This is a genomic window from Shewanella sp. UCD-FRSSP16_17 (assembly GCF_001675935.1).
GTDB classification, from domain to species: Bacteria; Pseudomonadota; Gammaproteobacteria; order Enterobacterales; family Shewanellaceae; genus Shewanella; species Shewanella japonica.
This window is the reverse complement of the sequence record NZ_LZFV01000003.1, coordinates 82,282-105,322: the sequence shown is the minus strand read 5'-3', so window position 1 is coordinate 105,322 and position 23,041 is coordinate 82,282. Positions and strand designations below refer to the sequence as shown.

Annotated in this window: 23 protein-coding genes and 1 rRNA gene; 9 read left to right on the top strand and 15 right to left on the bottom strand. The window is 39.8% G+C overall.

Annotated features, from left to right (window positions below; translation table 11 throughout):
• Both A9267_RS07960 and ccoG read right to left on the bottom strand, forming a co-directional pair.
• A 16S ribosomal RNA gene (locus A9267_RS07960) occupies positions 1-195 on the bottom strand; the annotation flags it as partial.
• A 500-nt stretch (positions 196-695) separates the two neighbouring features.
• Complete coding sequence (ccoG, locus tag A9267_RS07955; RefSeq protein WP_065108837.1) at positions 696-2,123, bottom strand: cytochrome c oxidase accessory protein CcoG; 1,428 nt, start codon at positions 2,121-2,123, stop codon at positions 696-698.
• A gap of 167 nt (positions 2,124-2,290) precedes the next feature.
• Here ccoG and A9267_RS07950 point away from each other — a divergent pair, with 167 nt between their 5' ends.
• A complete protein-coding gene (locus tag A9267_RS07950; protein WP_065108836.1) occupies positions 2,291-2,638 on the top strand; it encodes a hypothetical protein in 348 nt (115 codons plus the stop codon).
• A gap of 83 nt (positions 2,639-2,721) precedes the next feature.
• Positions 2,722-3,624, top strand: a complete 903-nt coding sequence (locus tag A9267_RS07945) for a 1,4-dihydroxy-2-naphthoyl-CoA synthase (RefSeq protein WP_065108835.1) — start codon at positions 2,722-2,724, stop codon at positions 3,622-3,624.
• 116 nt (positions 3,625-3,740) lie between these two features.
• Here the strand turns inward: A9267_RS07945 and A9267_RS07940 are convergent, their stop codons facing one another.
• Positions 3,741-4,889 carry an endo-1,4-beta-xylanase gene (locus A9267_RS07940; RefSeq protein ID WP_082972281.1) on the bottom strand — a complete coding sequence of 383 codons (1,149 nt, stop codon included), beginning with the start codon at positions 4,887-4,889 and terminating at the stop codon, positions 3,741-3,743.
• Between the two features lie 330 nt (positions 4,890-5,219).
• Between A9267_RS07940 and A9267_RS07935 the strand changes: the two genes are divergently transcribed.
• Both A9267_RS07935 and A9267_RS07930 read left to right on the top strand, forming a co-directional pair.
• Entirely contained in the window at positions 5,220-5,951 is a 732-nt protein-coding gene (locus A9267_RS07935) for an NUDIX hydrolase (protein ID WP_065108834.1), read from the top strand.
• Between the two features lie 209 nt (positions 5,952-6,160).
• Positions 6,161-6,355, top strand: coding sequence for a DUF2061 domain-containing protein (locus tag A9267_RS07930; protein ID WP_055025422.1), 195 nt, complete (start codon positions 6,161-6,163; stop codon positions 6,353-6,355).
• An 18-nt stretch (positions 6,356-6,373) separates the two neighbouring features.
• Here A9267_RS07930 and A9267_RS07925 read toward each other — a convergent pair whose 3' ends face one another.
• Positions 6,374-7,573: a potassium/proton antiporter gene (locus tag A9267_RS07925; RefSeq protein ID WP_065108833.1), complete on the bottom strand. Its 1,200-nt coding sequence runs from the start codon at positions 7,571-7,573 to the stop codon at positions 6,374-6,376.
• A gap of 552 nt (positions 7,574-8,125) precedes the next feature.
• Here A9267_RS07925 and A9267_RS07920 point away from each other — a divergent pair.
• From A9267_RS07920 to A9267_RS07900, 5 genes are all read left to right on the top strand, one after another.
• Entirely contained in the window at positions 8,126-8,935 is an 810-nt protein-coding gene (locus tag A9267_RS07920; protein ID WP_055025424.1) for a phosphate ABC transporter substrate-binding protein, read from the top strand.
• Positions 8,936-9,035: 100 nt separating this feature from the next.
• A complete protein-coding gene (pstC, locus tag A9267_RS07915; protein ID WP_055025425.1) occupies positions 9,036-9,941 on the top strand; it encodes a phosphate ABC transporter permease subunit PstC in 906 nt (301 codons plus the stop codon).
• Between the two features lie 2 nt (positions 9,942-9,943).
• Positions 9,944-10,813 carry a phosphate ABC transporter permease PstA gene (pstA, locus tag A9267_RS07910; RefSeq protein WP_055025426.1) on the top strand — a complete coding sequence of 290 codons (870 nt, stop codon included), beginning with the start codon at positions 9,944-9,946 and terminating at the stop codon, positions 10,811-10,813.
• Between the two features lie 58 nt (positions 10,814-10,871).
• A complete protein-coding gene (gene pstB, locus A9267_RS07905) occupies positions 10,872-11,621 on the top strand; it encodes a phosphate ABC transporter ATP-binding protein PstB (protein WP_055025427.1) in 750 nt (249 codons plus the stop codon).
• Between the two features lie 132 nt (positions 11,622-11,753).
• Positions 11,754-12,005, top strand: a complete 252-nt coding sequence (locus A9267_RS07900) for a hypothetical protein (protein WP_055025429.1) — start codon at positions 11,754-11,756, stop codon at positions 12,003-12,005.
• A 32-nt stretch (positions 12,006-12,037) separates the two neighbouring features.
• On the opposite strand, the gene A9267_RS07895 is transcribed toward A9267_RS07900, so the two are convergent.
• The 11 genes from A9267_RS07895 to A9267_RS07845 form a co-directional block, all read right to left on the bottom strand.
• A complete protein-coding gene (locus tag A9267_RS07895) occupies positions 12,038-13,315 on the bottom strand; it encodes a winged helix-turn-helix domain-containing protein (RefSeq protein WP_065108832.1) in 1,278 nt (425 codons plus the stop codon).
• Between the two features lie 125 nt (positions 13,316-13,440).
• Positions 13,441-14,283, bottom strand: coding sequence for an ABC transporter permease (locus A9267_RS07890; protein ID WP_065108831.1), 843 nt, complete (start codon positions 14,281-14,283; stop codon positions 13,441-13,443).
• Positions 14,267-15,217: an ABC transporter ATP-binding protein gene (locus A9267_RS07885; protein ID WP_065108830.1), complete on the bottom strand. Its 951-nt coding sequence runs from the start codon at positions 15,215-15,217 to the stop codon at positions 14,267-14,269. The genes A9267_RS07890 and A9267_RS07885 overlap by 17 nt, the downstream gene beginning before the upstream one ends.
• Positions 15,218-15,219: 2 nt before the next feature.
• Positions 15,220-16,536, bottom strand: coding sequence for a nitrous oxide reductase family maturation protein NosD (gene nosD / locus A9267_RS07880; protein WP_082972279.1), 1,317 nt, complete (start codon positions 16,534-16,536; stop codon positions 15,220-15,222).
• A gap of 4 nt (positions 16,537-16,540) precedes the next feature.
• Positions 16,541-17,044 carry a nitrous oxide reductase accessory protein NosL gene (locus A9267_RS07875; RefSeq protein ID WP_225442133.1) on the bottom strand — a complete coding sequence of 168 codons (504 nt, stop codon included), beginning with the start codon at positions 17,042-17,044 and terminating at the stop codon, positions 16,541-16,543.
• Positions 17,045-17,137: 93 nt separating this feature from the next.
• Positions 17,138-18,085, bottom strand: coding sequence for an NrfD/PsrC family molybdoenzyme membrane anchor subunit (gene nrfD / locus A9267_RS07870; protein ID WP_065108829.1), 948 nt, complete (start codon positions 18,083-18,085; stop codon positions 17,138-17,140).
• Positions 18,086-18,087: 2 nt separating this feature from the next.
• Positions 18,088-18,792, bottom strand: coding sequence for a 4Fe-4S dicluster domain-containing protein (locus A9267_RS07865; RefSeq protein WP_055025512.1), 705 nt, complete (start codon positions 18,790-18,792; stop codon positions 18,088-18,090).
• A gap of 57 nt (positions 18,793-18,849) precedes the next feature.
• The gene (locus A9267_RS07860) at positions 18,850-19,548 is read right to left on the bottom strand and encodes a tetratricopeptide repeat protein (RefSeq protein WP_065108828.1); all 699 of its coding nucleotides are present in this window, start codon (positions 19,546-19,548) and stop codon (positions 18,850-18,852) included.
• A 49-nt stretch (positions 19,549-19,597) separates the two neighbouring features.
• Positions 19,598-20,389 (bottom strand): FKBP-type peptidyl-prolyl cis-trans isomerase, encoded by a 792-nt coding sequence (locus A9267_RS07855; protein ID WP_443018789.1) that lies wholly within the window; start codon positions 20,387-20,389, stop codon positions 19,598-19,600.
• 60 nt (positions 20,390-20,449) lie between these two features.
• Positions 20,450-20,875, bottom strand: coding sequence for a rhodanese-like domain-containing protein (locus A9267_RS07850; RefSeq protein WP_065108826.1), 426 nt, complete (start codon positions 20,873-20,875; stop codon positions 20,450-20,452).
• A 93-nt stretch (positions 20,876-20,968) separates the two neighbouring features.
• Positions 20,969-22,990 (bottom strand): cytochrome c3 family protein, encoded by a 2,022-nt coding sequence (locus A9267_RS07845; protein ID WP_055025438.1) that lies wholly within the window; start codon positions 22,988-22,990, stop codon positions 20,969-20,971.
• Positions 22,991-23,041 lie beyond the last annotated feature (51 nt).

The window sequence follows — 23,041 nt, the reverse complement described above, 5'->3', positions numbered from 1 at the left end:
TCCCCCGTAGGGCGTATGCGGTATTAGCAGTCGTTTCCAACTGTTATCCCCCTCGACTGGGCAGATCCCTAGGCATTACTCACCCGTCCGCCGCTCGTCAGCAAAGTAGCAAGCTACTTTCTGTTACCGCTCGACTTGCATGTGTTAGGCCTGCCGCCAGCGTTCAATCTGAGCCATGATCAAACTCTTCAATTAAAGTTTTTTGAGACTAAGTCTCGGCTCAATGAATTCTGATTACATTATGCAGACTCGGAAGAATCTACATCCTGTTTGTTACATATTGCTATGAACACTCATCGTTACATTGATAATAATTTTGATTGCCACCTAAGTGAGCAATTTCGATTAACTCAACACCTGTGAGTGTCCACACAGATTTACTTGTTTGATTGTTAAAGAGCGTTGACCGTGTTGGTCAGGGATGCGTATTCTACACCTCCCGCTGTCAGCGTCAAGTGTTTTTTCAAACTTCTTTTCGCCGTTGATTTAAGGTGGTTAAAACCGCTTCAAATCAAGCTGACTCAGTGTTGGCTAGTGCCTGTTGCCGTGTCAGTGGATGCGCATTATAGGGAGATTATGAAACCGTGCAAGGGCTAAATTGAATTAATTTAATAAAACAGGGTTAACAGCTGAGATTTTGAACGAAACGCATAAAAAAGGGGCTAAACAGCCCCTTTTACCCATAATACCTAGGTTTAATCACCGAAGAACCTTGACTCTTGTTTGATAGAAACAGGCTTTCCATCGATATTTGCAACCACAATTAGATTAATTTTTGTCACTGTTCGCTCTAAAGCACCTGGATCAACCGCAATACTGACAGGAAGCGTTAATACTTCTCCAGCTTGTATAGAAACGTCTGTCGGACCGGTCCACTGATAGTTATCTAAACCTGACATCGAAAGTTGATACTCTTGGGCTTGTTCAGTTTTGTTGAGCAGCTTCAATGTATACGTATTTTCTACAAGCCCGTCATTAGTAATACGATATAAAGCGTTTCTATCTCTAATGACATCCATACGCACTGGCGCAATAGTCGCGCTAGCATATACAAAGACGAGTATCATGACTGTTAGCGCTACGCCATAGCCAACAAGTTTTGGTCTAACAATTGTCTCTTTAATATTCTCAAGTTTATTTTCGGTGGTGTAACTTATTAGGCCTTTGTCATAGCCCATTCTTTCCATGGTCGTATCACAGGCATCAATACAAGCACCGCAATTAATGCACTCATATTGCAAGCCATTACGAATATCGATTCCGGTTGGGCACACTTGCACACATAAATCACAATCTATGCAGTCGCCCAATCCCATTTCTACAGGGTTTGCTTTACGAGATCTTGGCCCTCGAGTTTCACCACGCTTTGCATCATAACCAACTATATAGGTATTCTTATCAAACATAGCAGCCTGAAAGCGAGCATAAGGACACATATGAATACACATAATCTCGCGCATCCAACCAGCATTACCATAGGTTGCTAAAGTAAAGAATACGACCCAGAAGTAGATGCTTAGATCTGCGTTTAGGCTGAAAACATCAATGTAGACTTCACGACTCGGTACAAAGTAAGACACAAAGGTCATTGCTGTTAATAGTGAAACAAGTACCCAAGAAGTATGCTTCGCCGTTTTTCGCCAAAGTTTATTAAAGCTCCATGGCATTTGATCCAACTTGATACGCTTATTTCTGGCACCTTCGAATTTTTCTTCAAACCAAATGAAGATGAACGTCCAAACCGTTTGTGGGCAAGTATAGCCGCACCATACCCTGCCTAGATAAGTGGTCACAAAAAAGAGGCCGAATGCAGCGATAGTAAATAGTGCTGCTAGCAAAGTCAGATCTTGAGGCCAAATAGTCAAACTAAAGATATGGAATTTCTGTTCACCTAGATTAAACCAAACGGCTTGACGGTCTCCCCACGGTAACCATGGCAATATCAGAAAGAATGACATGGTTGCCCAACCAATACGTCTTCTTACTGTTGTCCAAAGTCCGGTTACAGCACGCACATAAATACTGTTACTTGGATTGAAACGATCTGCTTTATTAGCATCTGGCTGATGGATTTTAATCCGCTTTTGTTTGGAAAAATCTTTAGATGTCGATTCTTTTGTCATCTCGATGCCTTACTACTTAAAAAGGGGCAAACTCTATTGTGATTGCAGAAAAAGTTAATATTTTAAATAATAATCAACTGAAACTGCTACACACTCGTTTACAGAGTGTTAATTGAGTATATTATACTCGTATTATTCATGGTTATTCACTTTAATTGGACTAAATGATGAGAGGTTGGATCCTAATCGCACTGATTGCCGGTGTAATTTACTACTTTGCTACCGAAACCGATAAACTCGATGAGCCGATAGCTGAAATACAATCAGTTATGGACAATGCAGATGATAAAATATCTTCAATGACAGGCACAAAAATCATTAGAAAAAGTGACAAGGTCATTAAAATACCTTCAGGTGTAATAGAAAGATTGTCAGGTAAAGAGGTTAACGCGTTTAAAGACATTTTCACTGACAATGAATCGGTTGCCAATTTTAAGTCAGAATATTGTGGTTTTGGATCAAAACATCCTATTTTTGGTAAAGATAACCTTCAATTAATCTGTGACAAGATTTAATTCGAGCTTTACGACATCTGTAATTGACCTGAGATTTAAATCAGCCTAGCCTTTGGATAATCGTTTGAAAAAGGCTAGTAAACATGACTCAACAGGTTTCAGATATTTTTGACCCTTCTCTTTGGGACACAGTTAGTGGTTTCGACTTTGAAGATATCACTTATCACCGAGCAAAAGATCAAGGCACTGTTCGTATTGCGATAAACCGCCCTGATTGCCTCAATTCTTTCCGACCTAAAACAGTTGATGAGCTTTATACTGCGTTAGATCATGCTCGTCAATGGTCAGACGTTGGCTGTGTGCTCATTACCGGTAATGGTCCATCAGCAAAAGGCCAACACTCTTTCTGTGCCGGAGGAGATCAACGCATCCGCGGTAAAGACGGCTATAAGTATGAAGGGGCAGAAGAAGGTAAACCTGATGTCGCCCGTATGGGTCGCCTTCATATATTAGAAGTGCAACGCTTGATTCGTTTTATGCCGAAAGTGGTTATTGCAGTAGTTCCTGGCTGGGCTGTTGGCGGAGGTCATAGCTTACATGTTGTTTGCGATTTAACCCTTGCTTCAAAAGAGCACGCCGTTTTCAAACAAACCGATCCTGATGTCGGCAGTTTCGACTCTGGATATGGAAGTGCTTACTTAGCCAAAATGATTGGTCAAAAACGTGCTCGTGAAATTTTCTTCCTTGGGTTTAATTACTCAGCCGATGAAGCATTCGATATGGGCATGGTTAACCGCTCAATTCCTCACGCAGAGTTAGAAACAGAAGCTTTAGCTTGGGCAAAAGAAATTAACAGCAAATCGCCAACTGCCATGCGTATGCTTAAATATGGCTTTAACCTGCCAGATGACGGTTTAGTGGGTCAGCAACTATTCGCAGGAGAAGCGACTCGCCTTGCTTACGGGACTGATGAAGCACAAGAAGGTCGTGATGCCTTTTTAGAAAAACGCGACCAAGATTTTTCTAAATTCCCTTGGCACTACTAAAACAAGCTTAATTAACTTTAAGTTACTTGTTTCGCCAATAATTGAAAAAGGCGTGGCTTACTTCATCGTAAGCCACGCCTTTTGACTATAAATGCTTACCCTCAATCAAACCTGATTTAGTTTATGATATCTTTTACAAACGGTTTTAATTGCAGCTCACGATCAAATAGCAATGGGTAATCTGTTCGGCCTGTCATTGGCCAATCGTTTCTCCAAGTTTGACCATCATCGACACCCCAAAATGTCACACGATCGATTTTTTGTTGGTGCTTTATAAATAAATCAATGATTTGCTTATAACGCTGCGCAAGTTGTTGCTCAACATCTGAAGGAAGTCCGTCAGCATAAGGATTAAACTGTTGCTGCAATGCCATATCTAAGCTGATATCTGCGCCTTGATTGTCTTCATCTGGAAAGGGCAATACTGATACATCAACCTCTGTAAACATAACGGTGACGCCTGTATCAGCAAATGCATTAATTGAATTTTCAACTTCATTCAAATCAGGATAATCCAATGCATAATGCCCTTGAATCCCAACACCATCAATGCGAATACCTTTTGATTGAAGCTGCTTAACTAACTTAACTACCGCTTTACGTTTTGCAGGCTTAAATAAATTGTAGTCATTGTAATAAAGCGCAATATCAGCATCAGCTTGATGTGCATATTCAAACGCTTTTTCAATATAGTCAGGGCCGATGATAGCTAACCACTTTGAATCGCGAAGTGTACCGTCCTCATTAAATGCCTCATTAACAACATCCCATGCTTGCACCTTGCCTTTATATTGCCCTAACACGGTATTGATATGTGACTGTAGTCTTTCAAGTAAAGAGTCACGCTCAAGTAAATTCCCCTTCCCGTCTTCAAATACCCAATCTGGCGTCTGCTGATGCCATAACAATGTATGTCCTACCATATACATGCCATGTTTCTGACCAAAACTCACCAATTTATCAGGCGTACTAAAGTTATATTGCTGAGGGCTTGGGTGAATTTCTTCCCATTTCATAACATTTTCAGCAGTTAAACTATTAAACTGCTGAGCAACCAAATCTAATACACCTGGTTTCTTATCTAAGATTTGCGCTTCACTTAATGCTGCACCGATTTTAAATTGTTCAGCAAAATGATCTTTTAATTGTAACTCTGTCTTAGCGTCAGCGGCTTGCAGAGTTACAGGCAAAAGTAGGCAAGCAAGTAATGGTACAAACCTCTTCAAACCAGCGCAGCTTATTAGCGAATTATCAGGTACAAACATATCAATCCCTTTATGTTAATAGTAATAATGAAGTCGCATTTCGATAATCTAAGAAGTGAGGACACTATTCGCTTCATAGGGTAAAACGGACAAAATCTAACAAAACACAACTTATTGTTAAAATGACTATTACATATAATATTCCTAAAACCAAGATTCATTTCAAGTGATTTTTTGTAAACAACAGAATTCGTTGCGCCCAAAGTGCGCTTAATTTACTCTTATTGACTAAAATTTATTTTTCTTTTTATCGTGATTTCATTAGATTAAGCTAAATAACCTTTATATCTGACCGATATAGCCAACGTTTTACATATGCTAGGTACTATGATGACAGTAAAGCCGATTTTAAATGCCAATGAGTTAGCCCAAGAAGAAGCTTTGCCAAAAAACACCATCACGAATGTGTCGGTGGATAATCTTATTTTCTCTATGCATGAAGGTAAGCTGAAAATTCTATTAGTGAAATACAATAGAGGATTAGCGGCAAACAAGTGGGGTCTTATTGGTCATTGGGTAATGATGGATGAAAACCTTGAAGATGCCGCATCGAGGGTTGTGAAACAAACGACAGGTGTCGATAACTTATATTTGGATCAGCTAGGCGCATTTGGTCAAGTCGATCGATACCCTACCCGTCGCATCATTACGGTTGCCTTTTATTCTTTAGTCCGTTTTGATGAAACACGTTTAGCCATGGGCAATAACGCCTATGAAATTGAATGGTTTGATGTCTATAACTTACCGCAGCTCGTTTTCGATCACGCAGAAATTATTAAAAGCTCACTAAGTAATCTTAAATATAAAGTCCACCACGAACCAATTGGCTTTAATTTATTACCAGAGAAATTTACCCTGCTGCAGTTACAAGAGATTTACGAATCAATTCTTAACAGTAAGCTCGATAAGCCTAACTTTCGACGCAAGATATTAAAAATGAATCTATTGATCAATTGCAACGAAAAACAAAAGAACGTAGCTCATCGCGCTGCCGCATTATTTTGTTTTGATAAAGTGGTTTACGAACAGCTTAAACAGTATGGATTTAACTTCGAGTTTTAATTCAATCCGCTAATGAAACGTTATTAAGTCGCCCAAGATACGCTTAAGCGACTTTTTTAATCTTCTAAATCAGATAGATATACACGACCCGACGAGATACTCCAGTTTAATCGAATAAACCTTTTGACTTAATTTGTAAAAAACACTTTAAATGGTAATGATAACTGTTATCATTTGAGTGGTTAAAAACAAACTTATTCGAGGTTCACATGAAAAAAACCATGACTTTCGCTATTTTGCATTTCAGTGTTGCATTCACCATTACATATTTACTAACTGGAAGTATTGTCATTGGTGGTGCTGTGGCATTAATAGAACCTGCCGTAAATACCATTGTTTTTTATTTCCATGACAAAGTTTGGAATAAAATAGAGGCAAACAGCTTAGCTAACGCTATCAGCTAGTGCCTCATATTAAGAAAACTACTTTGCAGGTTTGTCTTTTTCAAGTCCTAGCTTATTTGCCAATGGCGCTATCGCTCCACCTTGAATAAAGATAGAAAATAAGACAAAGAAAAACACCATATGCACAATATCAATTGCGCCTGGAACACCAGCTGCAGCAGGTATTAACGCAAACACAATAGGTGTTGCCCCTTTTAGGCCTATCATAGAAATGAATAGTCGCTTTTTCCAACTGGCTTTTACAAAAGGTAAATAGCACAGTTGAACAGCAAGCGGCCTTGCAACAAATATGAGTAACAAAGCTGGAAGTATAGATATCCATAATACGGTCATCAGCGTCTGTGGGAATATTTGTAGACCTAACACAATAAACATTAGTGCCTGAGCCAACCATGATAAACTGTTAAAAAAGTGCAAGTTAACTTGCTGCCCTCTTTTAATACCGTTCCCAATAACGACACCCGCAATGTAAGAAGCCAATAATATATTGCCCCCCAATAAATCAGCACCGTAAGTCGCAATGATAAAGCTGGCTAATACAAACACAGGTATCAAGCCATACTCTGACAAACTAATCTTATTTAGTAGTGTTACAGCAAGCTTACCAATTAAAAATCCGACGATAATTGCAACAGCGATTTGAGTAAACAAGCTCAAACTTAAAGAAGATATAGTAACCGATTGTGTTGAAGACAGTGCCATCTCGGTTAATACAATAACCATGAGCATAGCTACTGGGTCATTGGTTGCTGACTCAAACTCCAAGACGGTGTCGGTTTCTTCTTTTAACTTTAACTTTTTCGACTCTAAAATCGAAAATACTGCCGCCGCATCCGTTGAAGACACAACAGCGGCAAATAGTAGGCAAATTACAAAATTGAAGTCGAGCAGCAAATATAAAATACAAGCGAAGATGAGAGTGGTAAATATCACCCCAAAGGATGCCAAAACGCCCCCTTCTTTATACGCTATCTTAATTTTATCCGTCGAGGTATTAAGGCCACCAACAAAAACAATCACATTTAGCGCTAAGCCACCAATCCATGCTGTTTTGTCCAAATTGTCATAAACAAAATTAAACTCTCCATTACCAAGTGAAAGACCCACTCCCATAAAGATGAATAGCGACGGGATCCCTAAGGTACGAGATGGATGATGCAATAAAATGCCAATAACGATCAGAATAGACATTCCAATCATAATCATTTCTGTGGTCATAACGTCCCTTTTTATTTTGATAAGAAAATGAACTGAGAAGGCCACCAAAATCAAACTTAAGTTATAAAGACATCGCAGCTTATAACTTAATTATTGGCAGTGCTTGAGTGTAATAAAACTTTAATAAAAATTTTTACGCTAAATAATTTGGCGGCAATATAACATCAATCCTCAAACCCACCTTAACTTAAACTTAATCCAAGATTAACACTAAAAGCATTTTGCGCTTATTCAGTCAAATTGAACACCATTACACTTCAATAATACTTGGCTTTGAACCCTTTAATAGCAATTTAAGGTATTCAGCGTTTTTTTTGCTGAATTATAGTTAATAAACACATCCACCACACATAAATATAACATAAAAAAAACATAAACTTAGGTAGCTTTAGATAATCCAATTCCAACAAAGAACACTGTAACTTAACTGTCATATTGATCTGTCTTAATGCACTCGCTTCAAATTACAGCGAGAAAGAAGCACCCTAACTTTCAATATCCAAGATGGGTATTAAGTACAAATTTAAGTACAAATAATAAGTGGAATTTGTGATGAAAAAAGTGATTGGTTTATTAACTGCTGTTGGCTTAATGACGGCACCTCTTGTTCAAGCTGGTACAGTAACAGTATCTGGTTCAACATCTGTTGCACACGTTATGGAAGTGCTAGCAGAGAACTATCAAAACACTGCTAAAAAGAATGTTGAAGTACAAAGCACTGGCTCTTCTGCTGGTATTCGTGCAGCGAAAGACGGCACCAGCATGATTGGTATGTCTTCTCGTAACATTAAAGAAAATGAGTTAAACGATACAACAAAAGAAATCGTTATTGCTCGTGACGGTATTGCTGCTGCAGTAAACAAAGCAAACCCAGTTCAAGACTTAACTCAAGAGCAAATTTCAAAAATCTACCGCGGCGAAATCAAAAACTGGAGCGAAGTAGGTGGCGAAGCTCGTCCAATCGTTGTAGTAACTCGTGAAAACGGTTCTGGTACTCGTGGCGCTTTCGAAGAAATCATGGACTTACAACGTACTGTTAATGGCCACAAGGTAACGGCTATTACACCTACAGCTCAAGTAGGTAATGGTAACGGTATGATCAAAACAATCGTTGCGAATAACCCATACGCCATCGGTTATATCTCTCTTGGTTCAGTTGATGATTCTTTAGTTGCTCTAAGTGTAGGTGGCGTTGAAGCTACTGACACAAACATTGCAGCTGGCGAATACCAAATTGCTCGTCCATTCATCGTTTTAGTGAATGACCAGCCACACCCGAATGCACAAAGCTTCATCGACTTTATCATGTCAAATGACGGTCAAAGCATTGTTGCTGAAGAAGGTTACATCCGCGTTCAGTAATAACTGACCACGGTATATTAAGAGGAGCTTATGCTCCTCTTTTGTAGTTTCTATCAAATATTAAAAATGATTAATCATCAGTACGACCTCGAGGCATATGATGAATACAGCAACTAAAGTCCAATCACAAGGACTGCAACTTGCACCAAAAAAAGCCATGGACATAAAAGAAATCTTCTTTCATGGCCTTTTCCTATGTTGCGCTATGGTTGGCGTACTATCGGTTTCCACCATCGGATGGTTTGTATTTAACGAAGGTTTACCAGCATTTAAAGAAGCAGGTGTTACTGAGTTTGTAACAGGTAAAGAATGGCTGCCACCAGCACTTTATGGCATTTTACCTATGATTGTTGCCTCAATGATATCAACAGCTGGTGCTGTAATCATTGGTGTCCCTATTGCTATTTTAACCGCTGTATTTTTGGCAGAAATTGCCCCTAAATGGTTAGCAGATTTAGTTAGACCAGCAGTTGAGTTACTGGCTGGCATTCCTTCTGTTGTATACGGATTTTTTGGATTGGTGATTATTGTCCCAGCCATTGAAACGATTTTTAATATTCCTGCTGGTAACACCATTTTGGCGGGAATCATTGTGTTGGCAATTATGATTTTGCCAACCGTCATTACTATTTCAGAAACATCTATTAGAGCCTTACCTTCAGTGTATAAGGAAGGTGCGCTAGCCTTGGGCGCATCACATATATACAGTATTTTTAAAGTACTGATCCCTGCCGCTAAAAGCGGCATCTTTACAGGCGTTGCACTGGGCGTTGCTCGTGCAATTGGTGAAACCATGGCCATCATTATGGTTATGGGTAACGCACCGGCTATGCCAGGTTCGTTATTGGAACCTGCACGTACACTTACCGCTAACATCGCAATGGAAATGTCTTACGCAACAGGCATCCATTCAAGTGCACTGTATGCAACAGGTATTGTCTTATTGGCATTTATCGTTTTGCTTAACGGTTCATTGTTATACCTAAATCGCAAGAGAGCGTATTAATCATGTCTAAGTTTACTCAATCAAACTCATTAGTATCGAGACAGAATCAAGATAAATTACTTCATGGCGCTATTTGGGCTGCTGCCGGTATCACTATCTTATTTTTGTTATGGGTGGTTTGGCACATTCTCTCAAATGGATTAAGCCATGTTAGTTGGGAGTTTATTACTGGTGCCTATACCCGCATTGGCGAAGCTTCTGGTATTTGGGCGATGATTGTATCGACCGTATATATGGTACTACTGTCATTAGCTTTCGCAGCACCAATTGGCATTATGACGGCGATATATCTAACTGAGTACGCCAAGCCTGGCAGTAAAATTGTGCAAGTTATCCGTTTTTGTACTGAGTCACTCGCAGGTATTCCATCGATTGTTTACGGCTTATTCGGTATGACATTCTTTGTCACGACCTTAGGCTTAGGCTTTTCAATCTTGTCGGGTGCATTAACGCTAGCGATGTTGATTTTACCCGTCATCATTCGTACTACGGAAGAAGCCTTAATGGCTGTCCCAATGAGCTACCGTGAAGGTGGTTATGCATTAGGCAGTAGTAAAATTTACACTATTTGGCGCTTAATATTACCAAGCGCTTTACCAGGTATTGTTACATCGGTCATTTTAAGTACTGGCCGCGTTATTGGAGAGTCAGCACCAGTATTTTTAACCGCTGGTATGGTGACTCAAATTCCTGACTCTGTATTAGATTCAGGCCGAACATTGACTGTTCATTTATATAAGTTAACCCAAGAGTTATTTACTCAGCACGAATGGGATCAAGCTTATGCCACTGCAACCATCTTAATTGTATTGGTATTAGCACTAAATTTAGCAACCAAAGTCATTGCTACCCGATTAAATAAATCTTCTTAGCATTAAACAAACGAATAGTAATAACACGTAAAACATCGTGTTAATTAAAGGCCAGATCATGAACAAACTTGAAGTAAGCAACTTAGACCTATTTTACGGCGAAAACCATGCGTTAAAAGATATCTCAATTAACATCCCATCACGCCAAGTGACGGCTTTAATTGGGCCATCAGGTTGCGGAAAGTCAACACTGCTACGCACGCTAAACCGAATGAATGACTTGGTTGCAGGAGTCAAAATTACAGGCACTGTGGCATTCGAAGGTGAAGATATTTATGCCGACGTTGATGTAAAAAACCTAAGAATGCGAGTAGGTATGGTGTTTCAAAAGCCAAACCCTTTCCCGATGAGTATTTATGAAAACATCGCTTTTGGCCTTAAAGCCCAAGGCGTTAAAGATAAAGCTGTATTAGATAAAGTTGTTGAAGACTCATTACGTGGCGCAGCTTTATGGGAAGAAGTTAAAGACAGACTAAATACACCTGCTTTTGGTTTATCAGGTGGTCAACAGCAACGTTTGTGTATTGCCCGCGCGATTGCGATGGAGCCTGAAGTTATCTTAATGGATGAGCCAACCAGTGCACTTGATCCAATCGCAACCCATAAGATTGAAGAGCTAATGGATGAATTACGTAAAAAGTTCACCATTGTTATCGTGACTCACTCAATGAACCAAGCAAAGCGCATCTCGGATAGAACAGCTTTCTTCTGGATGGGTGAATTAGTAGAGCAAGGTGAAACGCACCAAGTATTTAATAACCCACAAGACTCACGCACTCAGGGTTATGTTAGTGGTGAGTTTGGTTAAACAATTTTCTATTTACTTGCTAATGACTAAGCCTTCAATAACATATTGAAGGCTTTTTTATTCGCTTTTAATCACTATCAACTCTACTGCGTTTGATTTACCATTTACTCTTCATTGATATCAGGAGCTATTTTGGCTAAACCAAACGCTAAAGGACCAACCCGCACCGTCGATATTTTTTGTGCTAAATGTAAAACCCAGCTATTTAAATACCGCAAGGGCGGAAAAGGTGCATTAGTTAAATGCTTCAAAGAACGTATTGTAGATGACTACACTAAAACCCCTTGTGTGTGTCCACAGTGTGAAACACCTTTTGCTCGAGATACCTTGGTTCGAGGCACGCCTGCTTTTAAAATAATTGGTGGCAAAGTGACGATGAAATAATCGTTCATCTTTGGTTAAAGGGAAAAGTCTTATTATAAGGAGACTTTTTCATAACGAGTCCAAGTAATAATGTTCTTAAATAGCGGGATTATCCAAACCGCAGTGCCATTGTCATGATAAAGCCGATAAAAATAGAGCTCTTTATCTTTCACATGATGTTTGCGAATACCACGATAAAAGCTCATTGCAGACTCACTCACTTGTTCAGGTAAAATAATATTTTTTTGCTTTACCTTCACCTGAAAGACATCAACTTCAATATCACCAATAGATTGCCGATACTGCTCAAAGTCGCCACGCAATTTATACTTTATCGGCGTCGTTCGACAATCTTCATCTGTTAAACAAATCGAATAATAAAATTGTCCACTTAGTGGTGCTTCGTAGATCATCGAAAGCCCCATATCGACTCTAATCAATAACTTATCGGCAACGGGAAAATAAACATCTGAAAAGTAGTGATGTTTATCTATTTCACCATCACTATAATCGACAGGCAGTATTTCTCTATTCACACGGATACGATTTTCCATACTGTCACGCAGTTGATAAAAATGCTCCATATTCAACCCTGCTGGAGTCTCATCTGTAGCAGCAATATTCATCGTATTGGTTTTTATGCAACTCTCTTCAAAATCTAAACACACGGCAAATGAATGAATATTATCATCAGCAAGAGCAAAGCCTTTAAACTGCTCAAAATGAGCAGATTCATTGCTCTCTGGAGCTAAATGTTTTTGCCACAATGACGCATGGGGCTGGGGTTTATTCTTAGGGTATAAAACGGGAACAGATTCTTTTACCCCACCAATATTTAATGAAATACTCGAGTGAGCATTCCAGCTAGAGGCTCTTTTTAAAACCTGATGGTAGTCACTGTAATACCATTGATAGGCGATGATAATAATCGCGAAGACTACGCCCGCAACCTTAATTAGCAATGACACATCAAATAAAGCAGCTTTAATGGATTGCGGATCGTTAACGGCCAACATCGTTACATGAGACTTAGCAACAATACGTATTTGATAACCACGTCGAGCAATGGTCTTTAGTTGAACTTCAGAATAGGGTTCAAGCTTTTTACGTAACGTACTAATACATTGAGTTAATGAAGAATCGGATACAACGCGACCAGGCCATCCCTGTTTTACAAGTGAGTCTTTAGTAGAAATAGCACCTGGTTCAATAAATAAATGCGCTAATACCGCAGATTCAGAAAATGTTAAATCAATAACCTGATTATTAGTACGATCAATGAGTTGCTTCGCATCTGGCGCGAGCTTTAGATAAGAGGTTATGTTTATCACTGTTCGCCTATAGTCTTATGGTTAATATGACATAGGATCAGCATAATTCAGACGGTATACGATTACTGTGACAACTTACTCAAATAACTAAGTAAAAGCAGAATAAACACTGCAAAATCAATTAACTAACTAGATTTAAATGCAACACTTGTAACACAATGCTTCAACGCAAATAACAGTAAAACAAGCCACAAACAAAGTAAGCCGAACAAGAATGGAACCGTTAACTGTATTTGGCTTAAGGCTCCTTTATCAGCAAAACTGGCATCTATTCCTAACATATTAATCGCTCGATATATGTCAGCAGGGTTAAGAAGCATCATAAAACTAACGAAGCGCTGTGCCTGCAGGCCAAAATCAGCAACAAGTAATGCAAGCAACAACAGATCAAATACCAAAACAAAAGCAAACCACACCATAAATAAAAAACCTAACACTTTCCCCTTTTGCTGAGCATGAACACTCACGAGATAGCTCAGTAAAATAAATACTAAAGCGAGTAAACAGCTACTAATAATCAACTGGCCGTAAAAGCGAATAACTAGTGCAGTATCCGCTTGTTCACTTAACAACCAAAATAATAGTCCACTACCACCATAGGTCAGTGTAATCGCGATTATCAGTAAACCTCCGTGAGCAACAAATTTCCCCAATAAAATATCAATCTGGCTTATCGGATAGGTGAGTAAAAGGGACAAGGTACCCGCCTCCCTTTCACCGACAAAAGCATCATAACTAATTAGTATTGCTACGAGCGGAATAATAAATACCGATAAACTGGTTAAACTACTAATTGTGGAAATAAGGGTCCCACCAGCCAGTTCACCACTCACAGCGCTCCCAGCTAAAGTTACCGTAAATGATAAGCCGCCAAACAACACAAATAGTACAACGCTCCAATGGTTACGTATGCATTCTTGACGTTCTTTTCTGGCAAGAATGTTGACCATTTCAACATGCAATGACATCTTTTACCTCCTGCTGCTGAAAAGGCTGATTGGCAAAACTCAACCCGCCTGTTGTAAGTCGCTGCACCTTCATTTTGTGATGATAAATATCAGTCAAACTAGGTAACTGAATATCAAATTCATATGTGGAACATATTTCAGTAAGCAATTGAATAACTATCGATTTATCTTCAGGAAAACAACGCAAAGTTCCTTGAAAATAATATGGGGACAATACCGGTTTTTTTAACACAAGAGTCTCTATATTTGGCACTATAAACGTCACCATGCAGCCACTTTGAGCCGCCAAGGCGTTAATAGATCCATAAGCTAATTGCTCACCACGCCCTAACATCAATGCGACATCTATGTGTTCTTCAATCAAGGCTAACTCATGAGTACAAATAACCACTGAGCAACCTTGCTCTCTTAACTGATTTATTTTTTGATATAAAAATTGAGATGCTTGTGGATCTAAACCTACAGTAGGTTCATCCAATAGGAGCAATTGAGGAGAGGCAATAATTGCTTGAGCAAAGCCCAGTCTTTGCTTCATACCTTTAGAGTAATATTTGACTTGTTTATGCTGACTTTCCAAAAGACCAAACTCTTCAAGTGTACGAGTAACAAGTTGAGTATTCACGCCTTTTAAGTCAGCAAAAAACTGCAACACTTGTTTACCTGTCATATTGTCATAAAACTGAATATTTTCAGGCAAATAACCAATTTCCACTCCGCCACATAATTGTTTTATTGGCAAGCCTAGAATATTAACCGTTCCTTGCTGTGGTTCGATCAAGCCTAATAGAATTTTAATGAGTGTCGATTTGCCTGCCCCATTATGACCAAGCAATGCCATCAACTGACCTCTAGCGAGCGAACACTGAATGTTTTTCAAAACAGGTTTACCAGAAAATGAATGTCCTACCTTATCTAGTTCAATTGCATAGGTCATGATTAATCCTTAATTGATAAATCTAATGAAGAGACTAAAGGGTAACTATCTATCACCCCGTTATAATCAATTTTTATCAATAACTTATCTAACCACTTGAGCAATATAACTACAGGACTTTCCATCAAAAAGTGGGCCTCAGGATAAAGCCAAAAAAGCTTATCGAGTCGATCATTAGGTAAATGAAACTGCTCGCCTATTCCATTACCCGTTATATCCCATCCTTGATAATCACTCCAATAGTTCCCTTGTTGATTTTCGCTCCACTCAACGCGTATGTCGCCAACATATCTCACTTGAGTTTGATTATTGATAAAGTGATTTAAAAAAACTCGATTTAACTCTCCGCCTAACGCCATAGCGACACCGATATCGCAAGCACTTATCAGATTAGACTGCAAAATATTTCCTTGAGAGCCATAAATAAATATCCCTTTACCTGACTCAAATAAATCTGTCGGATCCCCACCTTTCCAATGTATATGGCGTACATCATTATTTTTTACCAAGGAGTCTTGGGTCAGATTAAGTAACACACCAAATTCGCTTGCATGACTGGCTTGATTGTCAATTAGCTGAATATTATTAGCACTCATTAATGCGTACCCACCTAAAACTTGGGTGGCGATATTCTGGCTAGCCATATCTCCTTGGGTATACATATAATGAATAGCGTACTGTAACCCTTTGAAGTGGTTATAATTCACTACACTATGGCCACCCGACTCGAGATAAACACCGTCTCTGACATTAATGATTTGGTTATTGAGAATTTGGGCATTTTCGCTCTTTTTCAGGTGAATACCATCACCGCGATCAAGTATTGCTAACTGATGATTACCAATAAACTGGTTGTGTTGAATTAAAATATGTTCTATTTCTTCGGCATAAATGCCAAATCCATCTCCTGATAGAACAATGTGTTCGATAACAATATTTTCTTGGCCTTTATCGATAAAAATCCCTGCATTGTGTTGATATAAATCCTCCCCCCAATTCTGCAAATGCAAATGGCTCAAATGAACATTAGGAGCATAAATGCTAATCGCATTTCCTTGACTATTGGCCTCTATAATTGCCCCTTCACCAGTTAAATAAATGCTATGGTTAATCAAGAAGTTGCCGCGATAAATACCAGAAGCCAGATTAATGGTGTCACCGTGCTCCACCCGCTTCAATGTATCGGTTAATTCTGTCGCAGTCGTCACTTTATATACTGTAGACTGGCCCTTTTGTGCCGCCATGCTTGTTTGCATCATTCCTAACAAACAAATAAAGACGAATACTTTACTTATTACCGCAGCATTACCAGAGCACATTCCATTAATCCTCAGCCAGTAATGCTAAATCAATCTGCTCAAAACGAATGACCTTACCACCATAATTAGCAGCAAACTGATTCGCCCCTTGTTCAGAAGCAAAACTTGCCACAGCAGTCCCCATAACTGCTTCTTTGCTAGACCCATACACATACCAAGCAGAGTTAGCAGATATGAAATGATGATTACTTGGCTTTGCCCAATCTGTTTGCTCAATATCATGTACAGACATCTGTACTATTCGCCGAGTATTTTCTGGCTGCAAAGCATAATTAAACATATCTCTGGTAGAACAAAATTTCGGATTAACAGAACTATTGGCTAACTCAAGCACGCCTTTAGGGCCAGGGTACTTGGTGATCATCATGCCACACATATGACAGCGATCATGTTCGCCAATATGAGGGTGGTAAGCATGAGAATTGTCATCATTAGGACTTAAACAACCCATTAGAAATATGCTCAACATGACAACAGAAACTAACATTGGAGAAAACACGTTATACATAGAATCACCGAAAATGAGAGCAACCCCCCAACCCGATAACTTATCCGCTTAACATAGAAAGGATAAAGTATTTGGTTGAGGACTTGCTTTGCGTTAAATAGCGAAGTTTTGGCCAGCGTAAAGGATGAACATTCGTAAGCACATCATACCGCTGACAACACAGATGCCAGATAGGTAGAAGGCTTTAGCCGAATGACTAAACTTTGTGCCTGTTGCAAAATTAAGTAAAAGTGGACCACCAAAACCTATTCCTACAACACCAAACCAAAAAACAGCAGCCCATGATCCTGTTATAAAAGCATCAAAGGCATATTGAGCGCCTGCATTCCCTGTCGCTAATGACATAATAATCATGAATAGAAACAAGGCTTCAGCAAACATAATTGGCCATTCAGCACCGTGAAGCACTTTCATATCTTGGCTATGTAAGTCTTCTTTAAAAACACTCACAGCCACCATTTTTGCAGCTGCAGCACCAGCGGATAAGCCAGAAGCAACAAACAGTGCCGGTAAGACTGACGTGTTAATCATAGGGAATCGCACTAAAGCCGAAATTAAAAAACCTGTGTATGCACAAACGGCTAACGCCAATGCCAAAATCGCCATTTCACAAGGACGACGAATACCACGTAGTTTTTCAATTAATGGCATCAATGACGCTAACATTGATGATTCAGCAATTTCTTCTTCTAAGGCAAACAACAGATTTAATGCCACCAGTGGAATATACGCCATCAACGCAATCACCCCGACCGACATCACTGAGTTCAAGTTGTAATAAACCAAAATTCGCCAGAAAAACAATGGATTGGTTAAGTCCAAGACTAAACACAACATGCCTAACGCAATGGTTACAAATGACACCAAAGAAGCAGCTTTTAAAAATGGCGTATTGATAGTTTGTTTTTTATAAAAGCGAATAAACAGTGCAACAGCTAATGCGCCACCTGAAATCCCTGCAAAAAACAAATAAACAGCAATTGGCCAAGGCCATGCAACCCCTTCAGATAACCCCATTGAGAACTCAATTGTTCCATCCATGACTACACTCCTAATTTAACAATTGGGATATAACGTAAGCTGGGTTCAGTTCCTAAGTGCGACTTTATTCGCACAGAGTCCTTAACCTTCAATAACCGGCTCACATATGAAGTGGGATCATTGGCATCACCAAAGATTAATGCATCATATCGACACTGCTGCACACACGCTGGTTGTTCACCTTTGCTTAATTGGCTGTTCAAGCAAAAATCACAATTGTCGGCAACATCAGTATCTTTATTAATAAAGCGAGCATTATATGGACAGGCAGCAATGCAGTATTTACAACCCGCACACTTACTATCATCCATGGTGACAATGTCAGTGTCAGGATCGCGATGAGCAGCCCCTGTCGGACATACTGCTACACACGGGGCATTTTTACATTGCTGGCAAGATACCCGCACATATTTACGCTGACACTCACAGTTATCTTGACCACACTGAGCACATTTTTGCCCATCGATTCCGCCGTTTTGCTGCTCCGTTTTCAGCTTTGCTTCACCTTCGGGTAAATGGTTAGCTTTATTACAAGCTAACTTACAGTCACCACAGCCGACACACTTGTTTTGGTCAAAAACCATGACATAGTGAGGTTTATTCTCGGCATCACTGTCTTTGGTTGAACTACACCCCATGGGGGCAAGTATCAATGAACCCACTCCTAAGCATTTTAGGAACCTTCTTCTTTCTATATTTTCACTCACAACATCCTCCATCTGTCAGCCATATTGCTGACTTATTGCAACCTTTATTGGGTGACTCTACTCAGATGCAGTCACGGCTTGGTTAGCTATTTCTTGCTCAGCTCTAGAAATCGCATTTTTTATAGATGTTCGGTTAACGCTTAGGTTGTTGCTATCCAATAACTGATGCCAATGCTCAATTGCCTTTTGAAAGTCCTTATTCAAAAATGCATCTGTCGCAATGAGTAACAGCGATTGAACTTCATTTGGGTCAATTGCAAGCGCTTGAGATAACACGATAGTGACCTCCAAGCTCATGTCTCGACCATCACGGTAATAAAGCGCATTTGCTTTCATGCCTAACACTTCAGCATCTGTCTTTATTTCCAGTAATTCATTTAATGTTTGTACCGACTTGTCATACATACCGCCTTCTGCATATGCATTAGCCAAGTTAATTAATGCCAGGCGATTATTGGGGTCGGTATTAACTGCTCGGGCATTTTTATTAATATCCGCAGCAATAAGGTAATCAATGTGCTCTGCTACGTATCCTGTATTCCAATCATTAAAACGCCCCAATTGGCTATAAATGGCGATGGGTACCAGCAGAATTATGAGACAAACAACAAACAGCACCTTGTCATCTTGCTTGGCAAGGGGAACAGATGACTCGGATGAACCTTGCATTTTTGGAGTAACGTATTGGACAGAACGCCATACGATAGTGATGAAAAAGCACAAGGTTCCAATGATGGCTATCAATAAACTATTCATATTTATCTCGACTGCTGATACCACAAACAGATAGGTAAACTCATTGAAATTAATTGCTTGAAGAGCCCATCATTCCACCCATGCCCATACCGCTAAGTCCCATACCATGAGAAGACTCGCTAGGTGACTCAACTTTTAATAATTCAACATCGAAAATTAGAACTGAATTTGGCGGGATAATGCCGACAGTATCATTGCCGTAAGCAAGTTCTGTGGGAATAGTCAGTCGATATGTTGAGCCTTCCGGCATCAACCCAATGCCTTCTTTCCAACCGTCAATAACGGTAAGTAATGGGAAACGATTAGTTTCATTACGTTCATATGAGTTATCAAATTGAGTGCCATCAATGAGCTGGCCTTTGTAATGCACAGTGACCACATCTGATTCAAGTGGGACTTTTCCCTCACCTTGCGTAATGACTTCATACTGCAAACCTGATTCTGTGACCTTTATGTTGTCATTGGTTTTATTGCTCGCTAAAAATGCACGCCCTTCTGCTAAATTTTTACTTGAAAGGGCAGCTAAACGCGCTTCTTTTTCTTTATTAAGCATTTCAGCGCGGGAATTTAAATGAGTCAAAATATCTTCATCTGACATTGAGGTTTCATCTTTTAGTGCATCCACCACACCTTTAATGACGGTATCAACGGTAATATCTCCACCTAACTCCGTTTGATCGTAAATTCGACTCGAAATATATTTACCCACTGACGCTCCCAAGGCATAAGAGACGTTTTCAGTTTCTTGTTGACTACTAGCAGCTGTAGTCATAAAAGCCACGCTACATAACAAAGCAACGCTGGTGGTTTTACATGTTTTCTTCATCATTGTTTTCATCATATTTCTCTCTGAGTTACACTTAATTGATTTCAATTTTTTAACCAACGCACTATTTATGGCTTACGGCATCTCTACGGCTCTACCTGATAGTCGCCAACCATAAATACCATCATGCATTTGCATGACATTGCTATAGCCCAACTTCATGACTTCATGTGCTGCGATTTCACTGGCATTACATAAGCGATTAGCACAATAAAAAACCATGTAGGTTTGTTTGTTTTCAGGTAAAAGTTCTTTCCAATTACTCACATTGAAATAGGTTGCCCCAGGGATATAACCCTCAGCCCAAAGCTCTAAGGTATTCACATCAAAAAACAGTACTTCAGGTTGCTCTAGCAAAGCTTCGCCTTGCGCTAAGCTAATGGTTTGCAATGTATGTTCATATTGGTGCGCAGGCCCAAAATCGCCACCACTGCCAGCATTCGCATTAAAGCCTGTTACTCCCAGCATGACTGCGATAGCAACGCCAATATATTTGACCATCTCACTCTCCTTCTAAGCGACTTAAAGAGCCTCGGTGTTGCGGTGCGCTGCAACACCGAAGCTACTGGCTAAGCCATATTGATTAAACGGGTTTTAAATACTGTTTTTATCAATAATTTTCTGTGCCTGTGTTACGTAAGTCAGTGCTGCATCAAGGCGTTTTTGGCTATAACGGAAACCATGAACACCCCAAGAACCATCGGCTTTAATTAGATCAACCGTTTCTTGTGCTTTTTCAGTCAATAACAAGACCTGAGTTTTGTCTTCGATTGATAACTTAGTGACTTCTAGTAGCTTATCGATGCGAACCAGTGCTTGTTCAACTTCAGCAAACGTTTCTTTAATTGGCTTCTGCCATTTTTGAACTTCGCCGTAGATTTGAACTTGGTCCTTGTAATGAAGACCCGTATCGAGTTCAGACTGGAATTGACTGTGACAACCTTTATTTTCGACCACGTCGTGATCAGAGATTGCGGTACGCGCACAAGACCACATTAAGTCTAAATAAGTGCGTCCTTCTTCATTCTTAGCCACTGTCCAGCCTTTCCCACCTTCAGGGCCTTGAATGCGTGGTTCACCTTCTGGTGGATTTAATGTTTTACGTTCTGGGTCAACATCAATTTTCCACATGTGGGATTTACGCACGGCGTCAAAGCCTGCTTGATCAGGGAATTGCATCGCTTTAAAGTTTTCACAACTACCCATGTTAGGCATGTGACAACTTTGACAGGTCTGCTGCGAGTGAGTGTCGGTATTGCTAGCAATTAATGTTTGCGCAGCATGACAGTCTGTACAGTCTTTTTTGAGCTTAGGTTTGGTTACACCTGACATCCAACTGCCATCAGTCACCTCATGTGGGTCATGACATGTTGTACAACGCATACCTTGTTCATAATGCTTAGAACCAAACATTTGTGAGCCTTCGGTACCACAAGATGGACAAAGGGATTTCATTTTCACCCCAAAAGCAAGCTCTGGTTTGCCTTGCTCTGCCGCATACTCTGTCATGGTTGGGTCATACTCAAAACGTTGATGACAACGTTCACAGTTAGACTGCATTCCACCAGTACCACCATCTAAGTGACCACCAGCGCCATGACACTCTTCACAAGCAATACCTCGTGAAATCGTATGTTCTTGTAATTTTTTAGGATCACCTAATGCATCAAAGAACTCATCTTTAGATTTAAAGTCAAACTTAAAGGTATGGCAGACTTCACAATAAGAACTTGCCGGCTGGAACAGCATTTCTGTACGGTATTTTGCACCATAAGAACTCATGCCTTGTTGGTGAGATCCTGAAGCACCGAAGTCCGCCACTGTGAGCGGAAACTCAGGAATAACATCATTAATTTTTTTAGACATTTCTGGTGTAAGCCACTCAGCCCACCCACGTGAGAATTGGTTTGCACCTGCCACCATTTTACCAGTGCCATCTCGAAGTAACCCACCTTCAATATGATAAGTACCACGCACTAACCAGCTATCAATAAAGCCATATTTTGTTCGCGGTGTTCCCACCGTGGCATAGATTGCATCAGGGGTAATACCATCAGGCAATATTGAGGTATCTTTGGTGTCATACATGGTTTTGTTTAGGTCATTATCCACTTCAGGGTGTTCACCTGGAAAACGGATGGTTTTCGCATGACGTGAACGCGACCATTTCTCATATTGCAGCGCATGACATTCAGCACATTTTTCTGGGCCAACAAAGTTATTTGGGTAATCAAGAATTGATTTGGCCCCTAAACGGTATTGAATAGCGCGAGGCTTACCATCTAACTTACTGTAGTCTTGACTGTAACCGGTATCTAGATACTCTTCACCGCGGTCACTAATATGGTAATCGCCAACTAAATTCCCAGCTTGCTGATATTTAAACATAGGATGATTTTCAAAAAGAAAATCAAACAACTCAGCTTCTTGAACAATATAGTCTTGAAGTGTTTTTACACCATTAATTTGTTCTGTACCTTCATACTTTGCTAATGATTTTTTTGCAGTTTTTCCCATTTCTGGAATGCTATTGTATTTACCTGCAGCATTTACATTGGCAATGGCACCAAAACAACATAGCGCACTTAACGCCACCTTGAATTTCCATTGTTTCATCATTCACTCCTAAATTTCTTTTGGTTTTTTTATTTGTAATACCTATCACTA